The organism is Xenorhabdus sp. PR6a (assembly GCF_028599065.1).
In the GTDB taxonomy this organism is placed as follows: Bacteria; Pseudomonadota; Gammaproteobacteria; order Enterobacterales; family Enterobacteriaceae; genus Xenorhabdus; species Xenorhabdus doucetiae.
This window is the reverse complement of sequence record NZ_JAQRFJ010000012.1, coordinates 40820-57777: the sequence shown is the minus strand read 5'-3', so window position 1 is coordinate 57777 and position 16958 is coordinate 40820. Positions and strand designations below refer to the sequence as shown.

The 16958-nt window shown below is 46.8% G+C and carries 16 protein-coding genes; 12 read left to right on the top strand and 4 right to left on the bottom strand.

What is annotated here, in order from left to right; genetic code table 11:
• The first annotated feature begins 13 nt into the window (after window positions 1-13).
• The 9 genes from murD (at window position 14) to lpxC (ending at window position 10380) form a co-directional block, all read left to right on the top strand.
• On the top strand, window positions 14-1324 hold the full coding sequence (gene murD, locus PSI15_RS05310) for a UDP-N-acetylmuramoyl-L-alanine--D-glutamate ligase (RefSeq protein WP_273582628.1): 1311 nt from the start codon (window positions 14-16) through the stop codon (window positions 1322-1324).
• On the top strand, window positions 1324-2517 hold the full coding sequence (gene ftsW / locus PSI15_RS05305) for a cell division protein FtsW (protein ID WP_273582611.1): 1194 nt from the start codon (window positions 1324-1326) through the stop codon (window positions 2515-2517). Before murD ends, ftsW begins: the two co-directional genes overlap by 1 nt.
• A complete protein-coding gene (murG, locus tag PSI15_RS05300) occupies window positions 2514-3599 on the top strand; it encodes an undecaprenyldiphospho-muramoylpentapeptide beta-N-acetylglucosaminyltransferase (RefSeq protein ID WP_273582610.1) in 1086 nt (361 codons plus the stop codon). The genes ftsW and murG overlap by 4 nt, the downstream gene beginning before the upstream one ends.
• A gap of 36 nt (window positions 3600-3635) precedes the next feature.
• Window positions 3636-5111, top strand: coding sequence for a UDP-N-acetylmuramate--L-alanine ligase (murC, locus tag PSI15_RS05295; RefSeq protein WP_273582609.1), 1476 nt, complete (start codon window positions 3636-3638; stop codon window positions 5109-5111).
• A complete protein-coding gene (locus PSI15_RS05290) occupies window positions 5104-6024 on the top strand; it encodes a D-alanine--D-alanine ligase (RefSeq protein WP_273582608.1) in 921 nt (306 codons plus the stop codon). The genes murC and PSI15_RS05290 overlap by 8 nt, the downstream gene beginning before the upstream one ends.
• Before the next feature lies 1 nt (window position 6025).
• A complete protein-coding gene (ftsQ, locus tag PSI15_RS05285; protein ID WP_273582607.1) occupies window positions 6026-6841 on the top strand; it encodes a cell division protein FtsQ in 816 nt (271 codons plus the stop codon).
• 32 nt (window positions 6842-6873) lie between these two features.
• Window positions 6874-8130, top strand: coding sequence for a cell division protein FtsA (gene ftsA / locus PSI15_RS05280; protein WP_273582627.1), 1257 nt, complete (start codon window positions 6874-6876; stop codon window positions 8128-8130).
• Between the two features lie 69 nt (window positions 8131-8199).
• Window positions 8200-9363: a cell division protein FtsZ gene (gene ftsZ, locus PSI15_RS05275; RefSeq protein ID WP_273582606.1), complete on the top strand. Its 1164-nt coding sequence runs from the start codon at window positions 8200-8202 to the stop codon at window positions 9361-9363.
• A gap of 99 nt (window positions 9364-9462) precedes the next feature.
• On the top strand, window positions 9463-10380 hold the full coding sequence (gene lpxC / locus PSI15_RS05270; protein ID WP_273582626.1) for a UDP-3-O-acyl-N-acetylglucosamine deacetylase: 918 nt from the start codon (window positions 9463-9465) through the stop codon (window positions 10378-10380).
• A 58-nt stretch (window positions 10381-10438) separates the two neighbouring features.
• On the opposite strand, the gene PSI15_RS05265 is transcribed toward lpxC, so the two are convergent.
• A complete protein-coding gene (locus PSI15_RS05265; protein ID WP_273582605.1) occupies window positions 10439-10975 on the bottom strand; it encodes a DUF721 domain-containing protein in 537 nt (178 codons plus the stop codon).
• 37 nt (window positions 10976-11012) lie between these two features.
• Between PSI15_RS05265 and secM the strand changes: the two genes are divergently transcribed.
• The 3 genes from secM (at window position 11013) to mutT (ending at window position 15020) form a co-directional block, all read left to right on the top strand.
• Complete coding sequence (gene secM / locus PSI15_RS05260) at window positions 11013-11552, top strand: secA translation cis-regulator SecM (protein WP_273582604.1); 540 nt, start codon at window positions 11013-11015, stop codon at window positions 11550-11552.
• 181 nt (window positions 11553-11733) lie between these two features.
• A complete protein-coding gene (secA, locus tag PSI15_RS05255) occupies window positions 11734-14442 on the top strand; it encodes a preprotein translocase subunit SecA (protein ID WP_273582603.1) in 2709 nt (902 codons plus the stop codon).
• Between the two features lie 173 nt (window positions 14443-14615).
• Window positions 14616-15020 (top strand): 8-oxo-dGTP diphosphatase MutT, encoded by a 405-nt coding sequence (mutT, locus tag PSI15_RS05250; protein WP_273582602.1) that lies wholly within the window; start codon window positions 14616-14618, stop codon window positions 15018-15020.
• Window positions 15021-15113: 93 nt separating this feature from the next.
• Here the strand turns inward: mutT and yacG are convergent, their stop codons facing one another.
• The 3 genes from yacG to coaE form a co-directional block, all read right to left on the bottom strand.
• Window positions 15114-15308, bottom strand: coding sequence for a DNA gyrase inhibitor YacG (yacG, locus tag PSI15_RS05245; RefSeq protein WP_273582601.1), 195 nt, complete (start codon window positions 15306-15308; stop codon window positions 15114-15116).
• 187 nt (window positions 15309-15495) lie between these two features.
• Window positions 15496-16254 carry a cell division protein ZapD gene (gene zapD / locus PSI15_RS05240; RefSeq protein ID WP_273582600.1) on the bottom strand — a complete coding sequence of 253 codons (759 nt, stop codon included), beginning with the start codon at window positions 16252-16254 and terminating at the stop codon, window positions 15496-15498.
• Complete coding sequence (coaE, locus tag PSI15_RS05235; RefSeq protein WP_273582599.1) at window positions 16247-16870, bottom strand: dephospho-CoA kinase; 624 nt, start codon at window positions 16868-16870, stop codon at window positions 16247-16249. Before coaE ends, zapD begins: the two co-directional genes overlap by 8 nt.
• Window positions 16871-16958: the final 88 nt, after the last annotated feature.

Sequence of the window (16958 nt, the reverse complement as noted above, 5' to 3'; positions counted from 1 at the left end):
GGCTGAACGACTTATGACAGAATACGGGAACAAAAAAGTCGTCATTGTTGGGTTAGGGCTGACAGGCCTGTCCTGCGTTGACTTTTTTATCACACGTGGCGTGATTCCACGTGTGATGGATACCCGCATCGTGCCACCGGGCAGCGATAAGCTGCCTGATAACGTCGAGTGCCACACCGGCAGCCTGAATCAACAGTGGCTGATGGAGGCTGATTTAATTGTTGTCAGCCCCGGCGTTGCACTGGCAACGCCTGAATTGCAGGCGGCGGCAGAGGCGGGTATTGAAATTGTCGGCGATATTGAGCTGTTTTGCCGTGAAGCCACTGCGCCGATTGTGGCCATTACGGGGTCAAATGGTAAAAGCACCGTGACTACGTTGGTTGGCGAAATGGCGAAAGTAGCGGGCTGGCAGGTCGGCGTGGGGGGCAATATTGGTGTCCCTGCGCTGGCGTTGCTGAAACAGCCTTGTCAGCTTTATGTGCTGGAATTGTCCAGCTTCCAACTTGAAACCACACATAGTTTGCAAGCAGTGGCGGCGACGGTACTGAATGTGACTGAAGACCACATGGTTCGCTATCCGCAAGGATTGCCACAGTATCGTACAGCGAAGTTGCGCATTTATGATCAGGCAAAAGTTTGCGTAGTTAATGAACAGGATGCCCTGACATTTCCAGAAACAGGCAAAGATAGCCGTTGTATCAGCTTTGGTGTGGATAGCGGTGATTATCAGCTTGATAGTGAACATCAACAACTGTTGGTCAATCAACAGCCTGTGTTGGGAATACAGGAGATGCAGTTGTCAGGGCTTCATAACTACACCAACGGATTAGCCGCGTTAGCACTGGCAGATGCGGTAGGTATTCCCCGGACAGACAGCCTTCAGGCTTTACGCACCTGTGCCGGGCTGGAACACCGTTTTCAGGTCATTCACATGAGGAAGGGGGTTCGTTGGGTGAACGACTCCAAGGCAACGAATGTTGGCAGCACCCAAGCGGCACTCAGTGGATTAAAACTGGCAGGAACACTCTATCTTCTATTGGGCGGAGACGGGAAAGCGGCGGACTTTACCCCATTGAAACCCTATATATCGGGGGATCGTCTCCGCCTTTACTGTTTTGGCCGTGATGGGGAACAGTTAGCCCAATTGCGCCCTGACATTTCAACACTGACAGAAACAATGGAACAGGCGATAAAAGAAATTGCACCCAAGCTGGTTTCTGGCGACATGGTATTACTGTCACCCGCTTGTGCGAGCTTCGATCAGTTCAACAGCTTTGAACATCGTGGTCATGAATTTGCCCGTTTGGCAGAGGAGTTAGGCTAATGACCCTTCCAGGCCTTGGTAAATTTAAAATTTGGTTGGCGGGAAATGTGGACACTGATGCCACAAATACCGTTATGTATGATCGTACCCTGGTCTGGATGATATTAGGGTTGGCTGTGATTGGCTTTATCATGGTAACGTCAGCATCAATGCCCGTTGGTCAGCGTCTTGCCCAGGATCCCTTTATCTTTGCCCGCCGTGATGCCATTTACTTGTCGCTGTGCTTTTTCTTATCCCTTATTACGCTGCGTATTCCGATGGACTTCTGGCTGCGTTATAGCAACGTCATGTTATTAGTAACCATCATGATGCTGGTTGTCGTGCTGTTTGTGGGGAGTTCAGTCAATGGCGCCTCACGTTGGGTCGCGATTGGCCCACTACGTGTTCAACCGGCAGAATTGTCGAAATTGTCACTCTTTTGTTATCTCTCAAGCTATCTGGTCAGAAAAGTTGAGGAAGTAAGAAACAATTTCTGGGGATTTTGCAAACCGATGGGGGTCATGATTGCATTAGCGATTCTGTTGCTGGCGCAGCCCGATTTGGGAACCGTGATCGTGTTGTTTGTGACAACCTTGGCTTTGCTGTTTATGGCGGGCGCAAAATTGTGGCAATTCCTTGCCATTATTGGCTGCGGAATCTTTGCCGTGTGCGTCCTGATTGTGGCTGAACCTTACCGCATACGCAGGGTCACCTCGTTCCTCAATCCGTGGGAAGATCCTTTTGGTAGCGGTTATCAGTTAACTCAATCACTGATGGCATTTGGCCGCGGCAACTTCTTTGGGCAGGGACTGGGGAATTCCGTCCAGAAACTTGAATATTTGCCGGAAGCCCATACTGACTTTATTTTCTCCATTCTGGCCGAAGAGCTGGGGTATTTCGGTGTGGTTTTCGTGTTGGCAATGGTATTCTTCGTCGCTTTCCGCGCAATGATGATCGGCCGCCGGGCGCTGCAACTTAATCAACGGTTTTCTGGTTTTTTGGCGTGTGCAATCGGCGTATGGTTCAGCTTTCAGGCCTTCATCAACGTTGGCGCGGCGGCAGGTATGCTGCCAACGAAGGGATTGACATTACCTTTAGTCAGCTACGGTGGTTCGAGTTTGATCGTGATGTCAACGGCCATCGTCATGTTATTGCGAATTGATTATGAAGTCCGTCTGGCAAAAGCACAGGCGTTTGTAAGGAGCCCTAAATGAGTGGCAAAAATCGGCGCTTAATGGTGATGGCAGGGGGGACGGGCGGTCATGTATTTCCCGGACTGGCCGTTGCCCACCATTTAAAAAAGCAAGGGTGGGATATTCGCTGGTTGGGAACGGCGGATCGTATGGAAGCGGATTTAGTGCCGAAACATGGCATTGAGATTGAATTTATTCAGATTTCAGGTTTGCGGGGCAAGGGAATCAAAGCACTGTTCACTGCCCCCATCAGAATTTTTAAAGCTATTCGTCAGGCAAAAGCGATTATGCGCCACTATCAGCCAGATGTTGTGCTGGGTATGGGGGGCTATGTCTCTGGGCCGGGTGGAATCGCGGCCTGGTTGTGCGGTATTCCGGTTGTACTGCATGAGCAAAATGGCATTGCGGGACTCACTAATCGTTGGTTAGCCAAAATTGCCAAAACGGTTTTACAGGCATTTCCGGGCGCCTTCCCGACAGCGCCGGTTGTTGGCAACCCCGTCAGAGAAGACGTATTGGCATTGCCGGAACCCATGCTGCGTTTGGCTGGGCGTGAAGGGCCGATTCGAGTGCTTGTGGTTGGCGGCAGTCAGGGAGCAAGGGTGCTGAACCAAACGATGCCAGCGGTGGCGGCTCGCTTGGGCGATAAAATCACCTTATGGCATCAGGCAGGAAAGGGAGCCAGAGAAGAAACGCAGAAAAAATATGAAAATTCCGTTCAGTCTGAATTCAAAGTAACTGAATTTATTGACGATATGGCGCAGGCTTATGCGTGGGCAGATATTGTCATCTGCCGTTCTGGTGCACTCACGGTCAGTGAAGTTTCCGCCGCAGGTTTACCGGCGATTTTTATTCCTTTCCAGCATAAAGATCGTCAGCAATATTGGAATGCCTTGCCTTTGGAAAAAGCAGGCGCCGCAAAGATACTTGAACAGCCCGAATTTACGGTTGATGCAGTCGTCGAGTTATTAACACAGTGGCAACGCCCACAATTGCTGGAAATGGCAAGAAAAGCCCGCTCAGTCGCCATTATCAATGCCACTGAGCGTGTCGCCGCAGCGTTGAGCGACGCAGTAGAAAATTATTCAGGCCGTTCCAAGTAGAACGGTGATGTAAACATAACGAGTGAAGATTAAAACGTGAATACACAACAGTTGGCGAAATTAAGAGCTTCAGTGCCTGAAATGAGAAAAGTCAGGCATATCCACTTTGTTGGCATTGGGGGTGCTGGCATGGGTGGTATCGCCGAAGTGTTGGCTAATGAAGGTTATCAGATAAGTGGTTCTGATCTGGCACCCAATTCTGTCACACAACAGCTGATCGCATTGGGAGCAACAATTTATTTTAATCACCGTCCAGAAAATGTGCGGGATGCCAGCGTCGTTGTGGCATCTACGGCTATTTCAGCGGAAAACCCAGAAATAGTGGCTGCGCGTGAAGCGAGAATTCCGGTCATCCGTCGTGCGGAAATGCTGGCAGAGCTGATGCGTTACCGCCACGGTATTGCGATTGCGGGAACGCATGGAAAAACCACAACGACGGCAATGATTACAGGCATTTATGCGCAGGCGGGTCTTGATCCCACGTTTGTGAATGGCGGGTTGGTGAAAGCAGCAGGCACTCATGCTCGTTTAGGTAGCAGCCGCTATTTGATCGCAGAAGCCGATGAAAGTGATGCGTCATTCTTGCATTTGCAGCCCATGATGGCGGTTGTCACCAATATTGAAGCCGACCACATGGATACCTATCAGGGGGATTTCGAAAACCTGAAACAAACATTCGTTAACTTCCTGCATAACCTGCCCTTTTATGGACGTGCTGTGATGTGTATTGACGATCCTGTTGTGAAAGCGCTGATCCCTCGGATTGGGCGTTATATCACGACTTATGGTTTCAGTGAGGAAGCCGATGTCCGTATTACCCATTATGAACAAAAAGGGGCCCAGGGATTTTTCACCGTCAGCCGATCTGATTTGCCTGATCTGCATGTGGTACTCAATGCCCCCGGACGCCACAATGCGCTGAATGCAGCGGCGGCGGTCGCTAGTGCGACAGAAGAAGGTATTGATGATACTGCGATTCTTGCATCGCTGGCAGAGTTTCAGGGAACGGGACGCCGCTTCGATTTTCTGGGGGATTTTCCTCTCAAACATATCAATGGCAAACAAGGTAGCGTGATGTTGGTCGATGATTATGGTCATCATCCAACAGAAGTTGACGCCACGATTAAAGCTGCACGAGCAGGTTGGGGGGATAAACGTATTGTTATGGTATTCCAGCCACACCGTTATACAAGAACTCGTGATTTATATGATGATTTTGCCAATGTCTTGAGTCAGGTAGACGTTCTATTAATGTTGGATGTGTATGCCGCAGGTGAAACGCCGATCCCAGGCGCGGACAGCCGTTCTTTATGCCGTACTATCCGCAGTCGTGGCAAATTGGATCCGATTTTTGTATCAGATGCTGATCAAATTTCAGTCGCTCTGTCACAGGTGATAGAAAACAACGACTTAGTCTTGGTACAGGGTGCCGGTAATATCGGTAAAATAGCGCGCAATTTGGCTGAAACAAAATTACAGCCATCTTTTTATGAGGGAGAACATCATGGTTGATAAAATTGCTGTTCTGTTGGGCGGAACGTCTGCTGAACGAGAAGTTTCATTGCAATCAGGACATGCGGTTGTGGCGGGTCTGAAGGAAGCGGGAATTAATGCTTATTCAGTTGATACAAAAGACTTTGATGTGACTAAACTCAAAGAAGAAGGATTTAATAAAGTCTTTATCGCACTGCATGGTCGCGGCGGTGAAGATGGTACGTTGCAGGGCTTGCTGGAGTTTTTGCAAATTCCTTATACCGGCAGCGGAGTGATGGCATCTGCCTTGTCAATGGATAAATTGCGTACAAAACAGTTATGGCAGGGAGCAAAACTGCCTGTTTCACCTTATGTCGTCATTAATTCTCAAAAATTTGAACAAGTTAATGATTTTCAACTCAAAGAGTATGTTCAAGAGTTAGGTCTACCATTAATGGTCAAACCGAATCTGGAAGGCTCCAGTGTTGGGATGACCAAGGTAAATGAATATGCTGAATTGCGTGGCGCATTGGCGCTGGCATTTAAATACGATACTGATGTGTTGGTTGAAAAATGGCTGTTTGGCCCCGAATATACTGTAGGATTTTTGGGGAATGAAGCACTTCCTTCTATCCGTATTCAGGCTCCGGACGTGTTTTATGATTACGATGCGAAATATATTTCCAACCAAACGCAATATTTTTGTCCAAGTGGCTTGAGTGAGGAAAAAGAGCAAGCGCTGTTAGATATCGCATCAAAGGCCTATAAGGCGTTGGGATGCCGCGGTTGGGGGCGGGTCGATATCATGGATGATGGTAATGGTAACTTCTACTTGTTGGAGGTTAACACATCCCCTGGCATGACTAGCCATAGTCTTGTACCCATTGCTGCGCGTCAGGCTGGACTCAGTTTTTCTCAACTCGTCGCGAGAATTTTGGAGTTGGCTGGTTAATATGTCGCAGGCAGCCTGGAATAGCCGGGAGCGGGGGAATGAAGCCCAGGGATATCGTCCCAGTAACGGTTACTATCTGGCAGGGATTCTCTTCTTCTTGATGGTGGTTGGCACCATCATATGGGGAGGCTGGATGACACTGGACTGGATGAAAGATCCTAACCGATTGCCGCTCTCAAAGCTGGTGTTGACGGGTGAACGCCATTACACCACAAATGATGATGTAAGGCAGGCTATTTTGTCCTTGGGATCTCCTGAAACATTTATGACTCAGGATGTCAATGTCATTCAGGAAAAGATTGAACAATTGCCATGGATTCGGCAAGTCACTGTACGTAAACAATGGCCTGATGAACTTAAAATACATCTGGTAGAATACGTGCCTTATGCGCGCTGGAATGATACCCAACTATTAGATGCTGAAGGGCGGGTATTCAGCTTACCTATGGAGCGTAGTGCACATGGGCAATATCCGATGTTATATGGGCCAGAAGGCACAGAAAAAGACGTATTGAGTGAATATCACAAGATGGCGGATTTTCTTAAAAAAAACCAGATAAAACTAAAAGCAGTGATTATGACAGCACGTCGTTCCTGGCAACTCATATTGGATAACGATATCCGTTTAGAGCTAGGAAATCGAGTTGAAACAGAACGAATGAGACGTTTTATTGAACTTTATCCTGTATTGCTGAAAAACACTGAAAAACGTGTGGCTTATGTTGACTTACGTTATGACAGCGGTGCGGCGGTAGGTTGGGCTCCTTTATTAACTGATACGCCGGTTTTAATGAACGGGCAAGAAAACAAACAGTGACGGATAATAATACAGAGACAGGCAGAATAGCGATGATCAAATCAACGGACAGAAAATTGGTAGTTGGCCTTGAAATCGGTACAGCAAAGGTATCTGCCCTGGTTGGTGAAATTCTGCCCGATGGTATGGTTAATATTATCGGAGTAGGAAGTTGCCCATCCCGCGGCATGGACAAAGGCGGTGTCAACGATCTTGAATCGGTCGTCAAATGCGTACAGCGTGCTATTGATCAGGCTGAACTCATGGCGGATTGCCAGATTTCGTCAGTCTATCTGGCACTTTCCGGCAAACATATTAGTTGCCAGAACGAAATAGGCATGGTGCCGGTTTCAGAAGAAGAAGTCACACAAGATGATGTAGACAGTGTTGTCCATACCGCGAAGTCAGTTCGTGTTCGTGATGAACACCGTATTTTGCATGTGATCCCACAGGAATACGCAATTGACTATCAAGAGGGGATCAAAAATCCGGTTGGACTCTCAGGTGTGCGTATGCAGGCGAAAGTCCACTTGATTACCTGCCATAACGACATGGCGAAAAATATTGTAAAAGCTGTCGAACGTTGTGGTTTGAAAGTTGATCAACTTATTTTTGCAGGACTGGCTGCAAGTTATGCTGTGTTAACCGAAGATGAACGTGAATTGGGGGTCTGTGTCGTTGATATCGGCGGCGGGACGATGGATATCGCTGTATATACCGGAGGCGCATTGCGTCATACCAAGGTTATTCCTTATGCGGGCAATGTCGTCACCAGTGATATCGCCTACGCGTTTGGGACTCCCCCAAGTGATGCTGAAACCATCAAGGTTCGTCATGGCTGCGCATTGGGTTCGATAGTGAGTAAGGATGAAAATGTAGAAGTTCCAAGTGTGGGAGGGCGTCCTCCTCGTAGCTTGCAACGCCAGACACTGGCTGAAGTTATCGAACCCCGTTATACCGAACTGCTGAATTTAGTGAATGATGAGATTTTACGATTGCAGGAGCAATTGCGACAGCAGGGAGTGAAACACCACCTGGCGGCAGGGATTGTCCTGACAGGGGGAGGAGCCCAGATTGATGGTCTGGCCGAGTGTGCTCAACGGGTATTCCATACCCAGGTTCGCATTGGCCGTCCTCTGAACATCACTGGACTGACAGATTATGTGCAGGAGCCTTGCTACTCAACAGCAGTTGGGCTTCTGCATTATGGCAAAGAATCCCACCTTGGCGGAGACTCTGATGCCGATAAAAGAACGTCAGTGAGCGGCTGGTTTAAGAGAATCAGCAACTGGCTGAAAAAAGAATTTTGATTTTTTATACAGAAGCCGCGACAACCATGTCGCTGGCCTCGATATAAAGGCATAAAACGGAGAGAAATTATGTTTGAACCACTGGAATTAACCAATGACGCGGTGATTAAAGTCATCGGCGTCGGCGGCGGCGGCGGTAATGCTGTGGAGCACATGGTGCGTGAGCGTATTGAAGGCGTTGACTTCTTTGCGGTTAACACGGATGCTCAGGCACTGCGTAAGTCGGCTGTTGGTCAGACTATCCAGATTGGCAACGGCATTACAAAAGGATTAGGCGCAGGTGCAAACCCTGAGGTTGGCCGTACTGCCGCGGAAGAAGACCGTGAATCACTGCGTACCGCACTGGAAGGTGCAGACATGGTATTTATTGCCGCAGGGATGGGGGGAGGTACGGGAACGGGTGCAGCACCTGTTGTGGCTGAAATTGCCAAAGAACTTGGCGTTCTGACCGTTGCTGTTGTCACTAAGCCATTTAATTTCGAAGGTAAAAAACGGATGGCCTTCGCGGAACAAGGGATCACTGAACTGTCCAAACATGTGGACTCATTGATCACGATTCCGAATGACAAGTTATTGAAAGTCCTGGGACGCGGCATTTCCCTGTTGGATGCCTTCGGTGCAGCCAACGATGTTCTGAAAGGCGCAGTTCAGGGGATTGCTGAACTGATTACTCGCCCTGGTCTTATGAACGTTGACTTCGCTGACGTTCGTACCGTGATGTCAGAAATGGGTTATGCCATGATGGGATCAGGTATCGCTCAAGGTGAAGATCGTGCGGAAGAAGCAGCAGAAATGGCGATTTCCAGCCCATTGCTGGAAGATATTGATCTTTCTGGTGCGCGCGGCGTTCTGGTTAATATTACTGCGGGCTTTGACCTGCGTTTGGATGAATTTGAAACGGTTGGTAATACAATTCGTGCATTTGCTTCTGATAATGCTACGGTGGTTATCGGTACGTCACTGGATCCAGAAATGAATGATGAGCTGCGGGTGACCGTTGTGGCAACCGGTATTGGCATGGACAAACGTCCAGAGATTACGCTGGTAACCAATAACAAGGCGCCTCAGACAAACACGATTGATCGCCGTTATCAGCAGATGCCGGGCGGAATCTCTTCATTGTCTGATGAGAGCAAAACAGCAGCAAAAGTTGTCAATGATCAAAATGCACATCCAAGCAAAGAGCCAGATTATCTGGACATTCCTGCCTTTTTGCGTAAGCAGGCTGATTGATTGCTAAAAAATTGGCTTCTCCGCTTTTTGTGCTACACTATCCTGCCAGTCATACCTTATAGTGATTGGCGGGATAAGTAACATTGCGAGATATAAATGATGATCAAACAAAGGACACTAAAACGTATTGTTCAAGCGACCGGCGTCGGTTTGCACACCGGTAAAAAAGTCACGCTGACAATGCGTCCAGCGCCGGCTAATACCGGGGTCATCTATCGTCGTACTGACTTGAATCCTCCGGTTGATTTTCCGGCGAATGCCAAATCCGTGCGTGATACTATGCTCTGTACTTGTCTGGTGAATGAGCATAATGTGCGTATTTCAACCGTCGAGCATTTGAATGCAGCGCTGGCAGGATTAGGGATCGATAATATTGTTATTGAAGTCGATGCACCAGAAATCCCGATTATGGATGGCAGCGCCAGCCCGTTTGTTTTCCTGTTATTGGATGCGGGGATTGAAGAGCTGAATGTCGCGAAGAAATTCGTGCGCATGAAAGAAAGCGTTCGTGTGGAAGACGGTGATAAATGGGCTGAATTGGCACCTTATCATGGTTTCAGTCTGGATTTTACCATTGATTTTAATCACCCTGCGATTGATGCCAGCTCACAACGTTATAGTCTGGATTTTTCAGCAGATGCATTTGTTCGCCAGATTAGTCGTGCGCGTACTTTTGGATTTATGCGTGATATTGAGTACTTACAATCCAAAGGCTTGTGCCTTGGAGGCAGCTTTGATTGCGCGATTGTCGTTGATGACTACCGTGTACTCAATGAAGATGGCTTGCGTTTTGAAGATGAATTCGTTCGTCATAAGATGCTGGACGCCATCGGCGATCTGTTCATGTGTGGCTATAATATTATTGGCGCCTTTACTGCGTTCAAATCAGGCCATGCACTGAACAACAAATTGCTGCAAACCGTCTTAGCGCATGAAAGCGCCTGGGAATTTGTCACATTTGAAGATGAAGCTGAAATGCCATTGGCTTTCCGTGCTCCATCACTGGTATTGGCATGATACACCCGTGGGTGATGTTATCTATTACGCTCCTATCGCTGAGCTTTTTCATTCAGCGTTAGCGTTTCTTTTTGGCTGTACTGGTACCCTCTCCGGCCAGCGCAGCCAACCGCTCCAGTTTCCTTTTCAATTTTTCAGGACTGTTTTCGGCCAGCATCATTAATGTTTTTGCACTTTCATAAGTGAGCTGACGCTTTGGTAATTCCTGATTATCATTACTGAATACTTTTGTTGACGATGTTGAGAAGCCTTGTTCATTATTATCACTCTTAACCATTAATGATGGGTTAATCCTGATGTCGATTGAGGATAAAGATGGTAGAATTTCGCTTCTCAATGTAGACAGCAAAACAGGAATTTCATACCGGAGCCGAGTCATCCAACTGGCATTTCCTGCTTCCAGTACCAGAATTTGTTTGCGATAATTGGCAACTCTGCACCACGGGTGCAATTGTGCAGGAAGCAAACTGAGAACAGCACGGTTGAGTTTCAATAATGCGATGGTATGTTGTTGAATGACTTGAAGTGGGCTTTTTCCGACAGTTGCCGCATCTTCAAACAGCTTATCCAGTGATTGTGGGCGGCTATCTCGCATAATAGAGGCAGTTCCAGTATTTATTAATGAAGGATTAATGAGTATTTTAAATCTTTGGCGACAATTTGGTAGGCGTTATTTTTGGTCTCACCTTTTGCTGGGCATGGTTGCCACAGGAATCGGTGCCCCTACTGTTTTCGCTGGAGTGGCAGAAAATCTGCATCATACCAATACTTCTTCTGCCCAAGGAAGCCGTACTCAAGCACTTTCTTCTTTTGAACACCTATTTAAATTACATTTGCTGCAATTAAAAAGTGTCCAGCGTCAACCCGCTAATTATTTAAATTACTGGCAGCAACATGCCGTTCGTAATGTGATCCGTCAACTTTCTTTTGTTTTTTCGGTTGCAGAGCCCGTCAGGAACGAAGGCGCAAACGAAAGTCATCGGGTTTCTTCCCCATCCATGCAACAACTGATGCTGGATACGTTGCATGCCATACTGACACAAGCACCAGCACCCTTTGGAGAAATTATCCCGGATATTGCGGTGGTGGTTTTTGTGCTTCCTGATATCCATACTCCGGCTCTCTGGGTCGCCAAAGTTCAGGGAATTAGGGCTGGGCCAACGAACGCTTAATCATTTATTTTTGCTTTAATACTGCTGTCTTATTCATTCTAAGTTGAATATACCCGATAAACTTCAAGTTGCAGCTCACAAAATAAATGCCTCTTGAAGTGTGACGAGTATAGTTGAATAAGGCAATTTTGAAGAATGATTGATTGGCTACAACCATAGCCCTGTCTGAGATGCACTAATTATGCTGATTAAATTACTAACAAAAATTTTTGGTAGCCGTAATGACCGTACCTTGCGCCGTTTGCGCAAAATGGTTGATGTGATCAACCACATGGAACCGGATTTTGAAAAACTCTCTGATGAAGAGCTGAAAGCGAAAACGGCGCAATTTCATGCCCGTTTAAAAGAGGGGGAGTCACTGGATAAAATTCTGCCAGAAGCGTTTGCCACTGTGCGTGAGGCCAGTAAACGTGTATTTGGTATGCGTCACTTTGATGTGCAGTTACTGGGCGGGATGGTATTGAATGAACGCTGTATCGCAGAGATGCGCACAGGTGAAGGTAAAACACTGACCGCAACATTGCCGGCTTATCTGAACGCGTTAAGTGGGAAAGGTGTTCATGTCGTTACTGTGAATGATTATCTGGCACAGCGCGATGCGGAAAATAACCGTCCACTGTTTGAATTCCTTGGCTTGAGTGTCGGCATTAACTTACCGGGTATGCCAGCACCGGCAAAGCGTGAAGCCTATGCTGCGGATATCACTTACGGTACTAATAATGAATTTGGTTTTGACTATCTGCGTGACAATATGGCATTTAGTCCAGAAGAACGTGTTCAACGCAAGCTGCACTATGCGCTGGTGGATGAGGTTGACTCTATTCTGATCGATGAAGCGCGTACCCCATTGATTATTTCAGGGCCGGCGGAAGACAGTTCTGAGCTTTATATCAAAGTAGATAAGCTGATCCCGAATCTGGTTCGTCAGGAAAAAGAGGATTCGGATACCTTCCAGGGAGAAGGGCATTTCTCTGTTGATGAAAAATCACGTCAAGTCAACTTGACAGAGCGTGGTCTGGTACTGATTGAAGAGTTATTGGTGGATGCCAAATTGATGGATGAAGGCGAATCCTTGTATTCACCGACCAATATCATGCTGATGCACCATGTGACCGCCGCTTTGCGTGCCCATGCCCTGTTTACCCGTGATGTTGATTATATTGTTAAAGACGGTGAAGTTATCATCGTTGATGAACATACCGGGCGTACCATGCAAGGGCGCCGTTGGTCCGATGGCCTGCACCAAGCCGTGGAAGCTAAAGAAGGTGTCGAAATTCAGAATGAAAACCAGACACTGGCTTCAATCACCTTCCAGAACTATTTCCGTTTATACGAAAAACTGGCAGGGATGACGGGCACAGCCGACACGGAAGCCTTTGAATTCAGTTCCATTTATAAACTAGATACCATCGTCATTCCAACCAATCGTCCCATGATCCGCGAGGACTTATCGGATCTGGTCTACATGACAGAAGCGGAAAAAATTGAGGCGATTATTGAAGATATCAAAGAGCGGACAAGCGCTGGCCAGCCTGTTTTGGTGGGGACCATCTCGATTGAGAAATCAGAACTTGTGTCCAAGGCATTGACTAAAGCTGGCATTAACCACAACGTACTGAACGCAAAATTCCATGCTATGGAAGCTGACATCATCGCGCAGGCGGGTCAGTCTGGCACCGTGACGATTGCAACCAACATGGCGGGACGTGGTACAGATATCATGTTGGGAGGAAGCTGGCAGGCGGAAATCGCTAAACTGGAAGAACCAACTGACGCGCAAATCGAGAAAATCAAGGCCGAGTGGCAAGAGCGCCATGACGCAGTGTTGGCAGCGGGCGGCTTACATATTGTCGGTACAGAGCGTCATGAATCACGCCGTATTGATAACCAGTTACGTGGTCGTGCGGGACGTCAGGGGGATGCGGGATCTTCACGCTTTTACCTCTCAATGGAAGACGCCTTGATGCGCATTTTTGCTTCCGATCGTGTGACGGGCATGATGCGTAAACTGGGTATGCAGCCGGGAGAAGCAATTGAACACCCGTGGGTGACTAAAGCGATTGCTAATGCCCAACGTAAAGTTGAGAGCCGTAACTTTGATATCCGTAAACAATTACTTGAATATGATGATGTTGCGAACGATCAGCGCCGCGCGATTTATGCTCAACGTAACGACTTGCTGGATGTCAGCGATGTCAGCGAAACCATCACCAGTATCCGCGAAGATGTCTTCAAGGTCACTATTGATGCTTATATTCCACCGCAATCATTGGAAGAAATGTGGGATGTTGAAGGCTTACAGGAGCGTTTAGTCAACGAGTTTGATTTGGATCTGCCGATTAAAGAGTGGCTGGATAAAGAGCCTCAATTACACGAAGAAACGTTGCGTGAACGTATTCTTGAAAAAGCGATCGAAATCTATCAGCAGAAAGAAGAGATCGTCGGTGCAGAAATGATGCGTAGTTTTGAAAAAGGCATCATGTTGCAAACCTTGGACACATTGTGGAAAGAGCATTTGGCGGCAATGGATTACCTGCGCCAAGGCATTCATCTGCGCGGTTATGCACAGAAAGATCCAAAACAGGAATACAAGCGTGAATCTTTTGCCATGTTTGCCAACATGCTGGAATCACTGAAATATGAAGTGATCAGTACTTTGAGCAAAGTCCAGGTTAGAATGCCGGAAGAAGTCGAGGCGCTTGAGCAACAGCGTCGTGAAGAGGCTGAACGTTTGGCAAGACAGCAACATTTGAGCCATGAAGTTGAACAAGGTGCGTTGATGTCACAAGCAGAAGCTCAAATGTCAACGGGAGAGCGTAAAGTTGGACGCAATGATCCTTGCCCATGTGGTTCTGGCAAAAAATATAAGCATTGCCATGGTCGCTTATAAGTAAAGTGAGTCACGCCAATAATGAGTAAATAATCAGTAGTGTCAATGCATTGACAGCTCCAGCCACCATTGGCACTGCTTGATTGAATACAAATTTGCGGCTTAAACAGATTCTAATGTAATCTGCAAGAGATAGTCACTCACCTTGAGTAATAACTGCAAGAAAAACGATTATGGAAAAAAAACATCTGCATATTGCAGCAGGTATCATTAGAAATAGCGATAATAAAATTTTTATCACTCAGCGTAGCATTGATTCACATATGGGCGGCTTTTGGGAGTTCCCCGGAGGAAAACTTGAACAGGGAGAAACACCTGAACAAGCATTGATTCGAGAATTAAAGGAAGAAGTTGGGATCACGGTAATGCACTGTGAGTTAATTGACACCATCAAACATGATTTTCCTGATAGAAGTATCTCGCTTGATTTTTTTCTGGTTGATAAATGGAAAGACGAGCCATTTGGTAAAGAAGGACAACCTTCCCGTTGGGTTTTACAATCAGAGTTAGTTGCTGATGAATTTCCTCCGGCAAACCGTAGCATTGTAAATTTTCTGACCCAAAATGGTTCCTGTTAAAACGTCTTGAATATATGCACCGTTTTGATCATTCCATATACCGCGGCGCCAAATAAGCGCCGCTATAATATCCGTTATATAATATGACCAATATTATTTAGGCTCTTCGCTCCAGTTATCATTTTCTGAACTGTCGCTTTGGCTTGGTATTATTTTTTCCTCATTGGCCCATTCACCCAAATCGATTAACTGGCAACGTTTGCTGCAAAATGGGCGATATGGGCTAATTTCTCCCCATATTACTGTGTTGCCGCACGTTGGACATTCGACAATCAATACTTCAGACATATTACTTTCTCCCACTTAATTTGAAGGCCACACCTTCCCCCCTCACGTTGCAGCGTTGTTAGCCGAGCTCACTATTCAACAGAGAAATCAACAGGGAAATCCAGTGACTTCGTTCATGGAATGAGCCATGCCACGGAAAAGCGTTCCCATGCTGTCGTGCTGCAACTTAAAATTTATTGGGTATATGTTAACAGCAGGCCAATTCAAATGACAAATGGGCAGGCACAACACCATGCTCACTATCCATTGGTAAGAAACGGATGGCGAAACGTGTTTTATAGCCGGAGATTTGTGGGTAAACCAATGCACTTGGCACAACGTCCAATTTTAATCTCAGCAAATCGGCCTCATCTGCATTCCCTTGATAAAATCCATTGTGGCTGACTTTAGGGGTGAAGATGGCAGAATGGCGTATAAGTTCCAGAATGCTTTCCAAGGCTTGCTGTAATGGATGAAGGCTATCTAGCCAGGTTTTGATGGATTCATCCCTGACGGATTGAGGTAAATGCAGCCACAGATGCAATGTTGGTAAGTCAAAACTACAACATCCTCCCGGGATGCTAAGTCGTTGGCGTACCATGCTAATCATACGATCTTCTTTAATATACTGACTAAGACGAGGGGCTTGGTTTAAGGCAATACTGCGTTCTTTAAGCTGCTCGGTCAAACGATGAATCATCGCGGTATCAGCATTTGGTGCGCTGACCCATTGTTTTAATTTTGTCTGCTGGCGATCCAGCTCTTTCAATAGCTCAGAACGAACTTCACCGCGTTCTAGGATCTCAATTAATTCGGCAATGGTGCGGAAAAACGCGAGACTATTTGCCTGAGAATTCAGGTGACGATGTTTTCCCAACTGTTGCAGTGAAGACTCAATCCTCAGCCATGAACGCATTTTTTCATTGAGTGGATGTTCAAAAATAATCGTAGAAGTTGCATCACTCATTACGGTTTTCCTGTCTGACTGATTGTGCTTGTTTTAAATACTGTTGATGTAATTCGGCCACACGAGGGGGAATGTCCTGTTCATTATTGTGGTTAACGATGACATCATCTGCCTTTTCCAGTCTGTCCTGACGGCTGGCCTGTGCAGCCAGAATATTTTCGACTTGCTCACGGCTCACGCCATCACGAGCCATTGTTCGGTTAATCTGTAATTCAGTTGGGACATCGACAACTAAAATACGATCTGCCAAGTGCATTAAGTTGTTTTCAATGAGTAGAGGAACCACCCATATGGCGTAGGGGGCTGTCACTTGGTTCAATTGCCGCTGTGTTTCTCTTTGGATCAGGGGATGTAACAGGGCATTGAGCCACTGTTTTTCTTCCGGGGCAGCAAAAATTTTTTGGCGTAACATGGTGCGATTAAGGCTGCCATCGGGTAATAATATGTCGGACCCAAAGTGCTCTGTGATTGCTTGTAATGCGGGGGTGCCAGATGCGACAGCTTCTCTGGCAATAATATCTGCATCAACAAGCGGGACACCCAGGGATGAAAATACATTAGAGATAGTCGTTTTACCGCTACCGATTCCACCTGTAAGTGCAACAATATAAGTCATTCTATCCCTTTAAATATCTCTGATAGCATAACCAAATTGTAACCCAAGGGAAGCTGATGGGCTATAAACAAACACCTACAATTCCTGT

Bases quoted from the DNA above. Each gene is read 5' to 3' on its own strand.
- zapD (WP_273582600.1), bottom strand. From the start codon at position 16,254: ATGAGTGATGCAACTTCTACGATTATTTTTGAACATCCACTCAATGAA.
- ftsQ (WP_273582607.1), top strand. From the start codon at position 6,026: ATGTCGCAGGCAGCCTGGAATAGCCGGGAGCGGGGGAATGAAGCCCAG.
- mutT (WP_273582602.1), top strand. From the start codon at position 14,616: ATGGAAAAAAAACATCTGCATATTGCAGCAGGTATCATTAGAAATAGC.
- PSI15_RS05265 (WP_273582605.1), bottom strand. From the start codon at position 10,975: ATGCGAGATAGCCGCCCACAATCACTGGATAAGCTGTTTGAAGATGCG.
- secA (WP_273582603.1), top strand. From the start codon at position 11,734: ATGCTGATTAAATTACTAACAAAAATTTTTGGTAGCCGTAATGACCGT.
- coaE (WP_273582599.1), bottom strand. From the start codon at position 16,870: ATGACTTATATTGTTGCACTTACAGGTGGAATCGGTAGCGGTAAAACG.
- yacG (WP_273582601.1), bottom strand. From the start codon at position 15,308: ATGTCTGAAGTATTGATTGTCGAATGTCCAACGTGCGGCAACACAGTA.
- PSI15_RS05290 (WP_273582608.1), top strand. From the start codon at position 5,104: ATGGTTGATAAAATTGCTGTTCTGTTGGGCGGAACGTCTGCTGAACGA.
- ftsA (WP_273582627.1), top strand. From the start codon at position 6,874: ATGATCAAATCAACGGACAGAAAATTGGTAGTTGGCCTTGAAATCGGT.
- murG (WP_273582610.1), top strand. From the start codon at position 2,514: ATGAGTGGCAAAAATCGGCGCTTAATGGTGATGGCAGGGGGGACGGGC.
- murD (WP_273582628.1), top strand. From the start codon at position 14: ATGACAGAATACGGGAACAAAAAAGTCGTCATTGTTGGGTTAGGGCTG.
- ftsZ (WP_273582606.1), top strand. From the start codon at position 8,200: ATGTTTGAACCACTGGAATTAACCAATGACGCGGTGATTAAAGTCATC.
- secM (WP_273582604.1), top strand. From the start codon at position 11,013: ATGAGTATTTTAAATCTTTGGCGACAATTTGGTAGGCGTTATTTTTGG.
- lpxC (WP_273582626.1), top strand. From the start codon at position 9,463: ATGATCAAACAAAGGACACTAAAACGTATTGTTCAAGCGACCGGCGTC.
- ftsW (WP_273582611.1), top strand. From the start codon at position 1,324: ATGACCCTTCCAGGCCTTGGTAAATTTAAAATTTGGTTGGCGGGAAAT.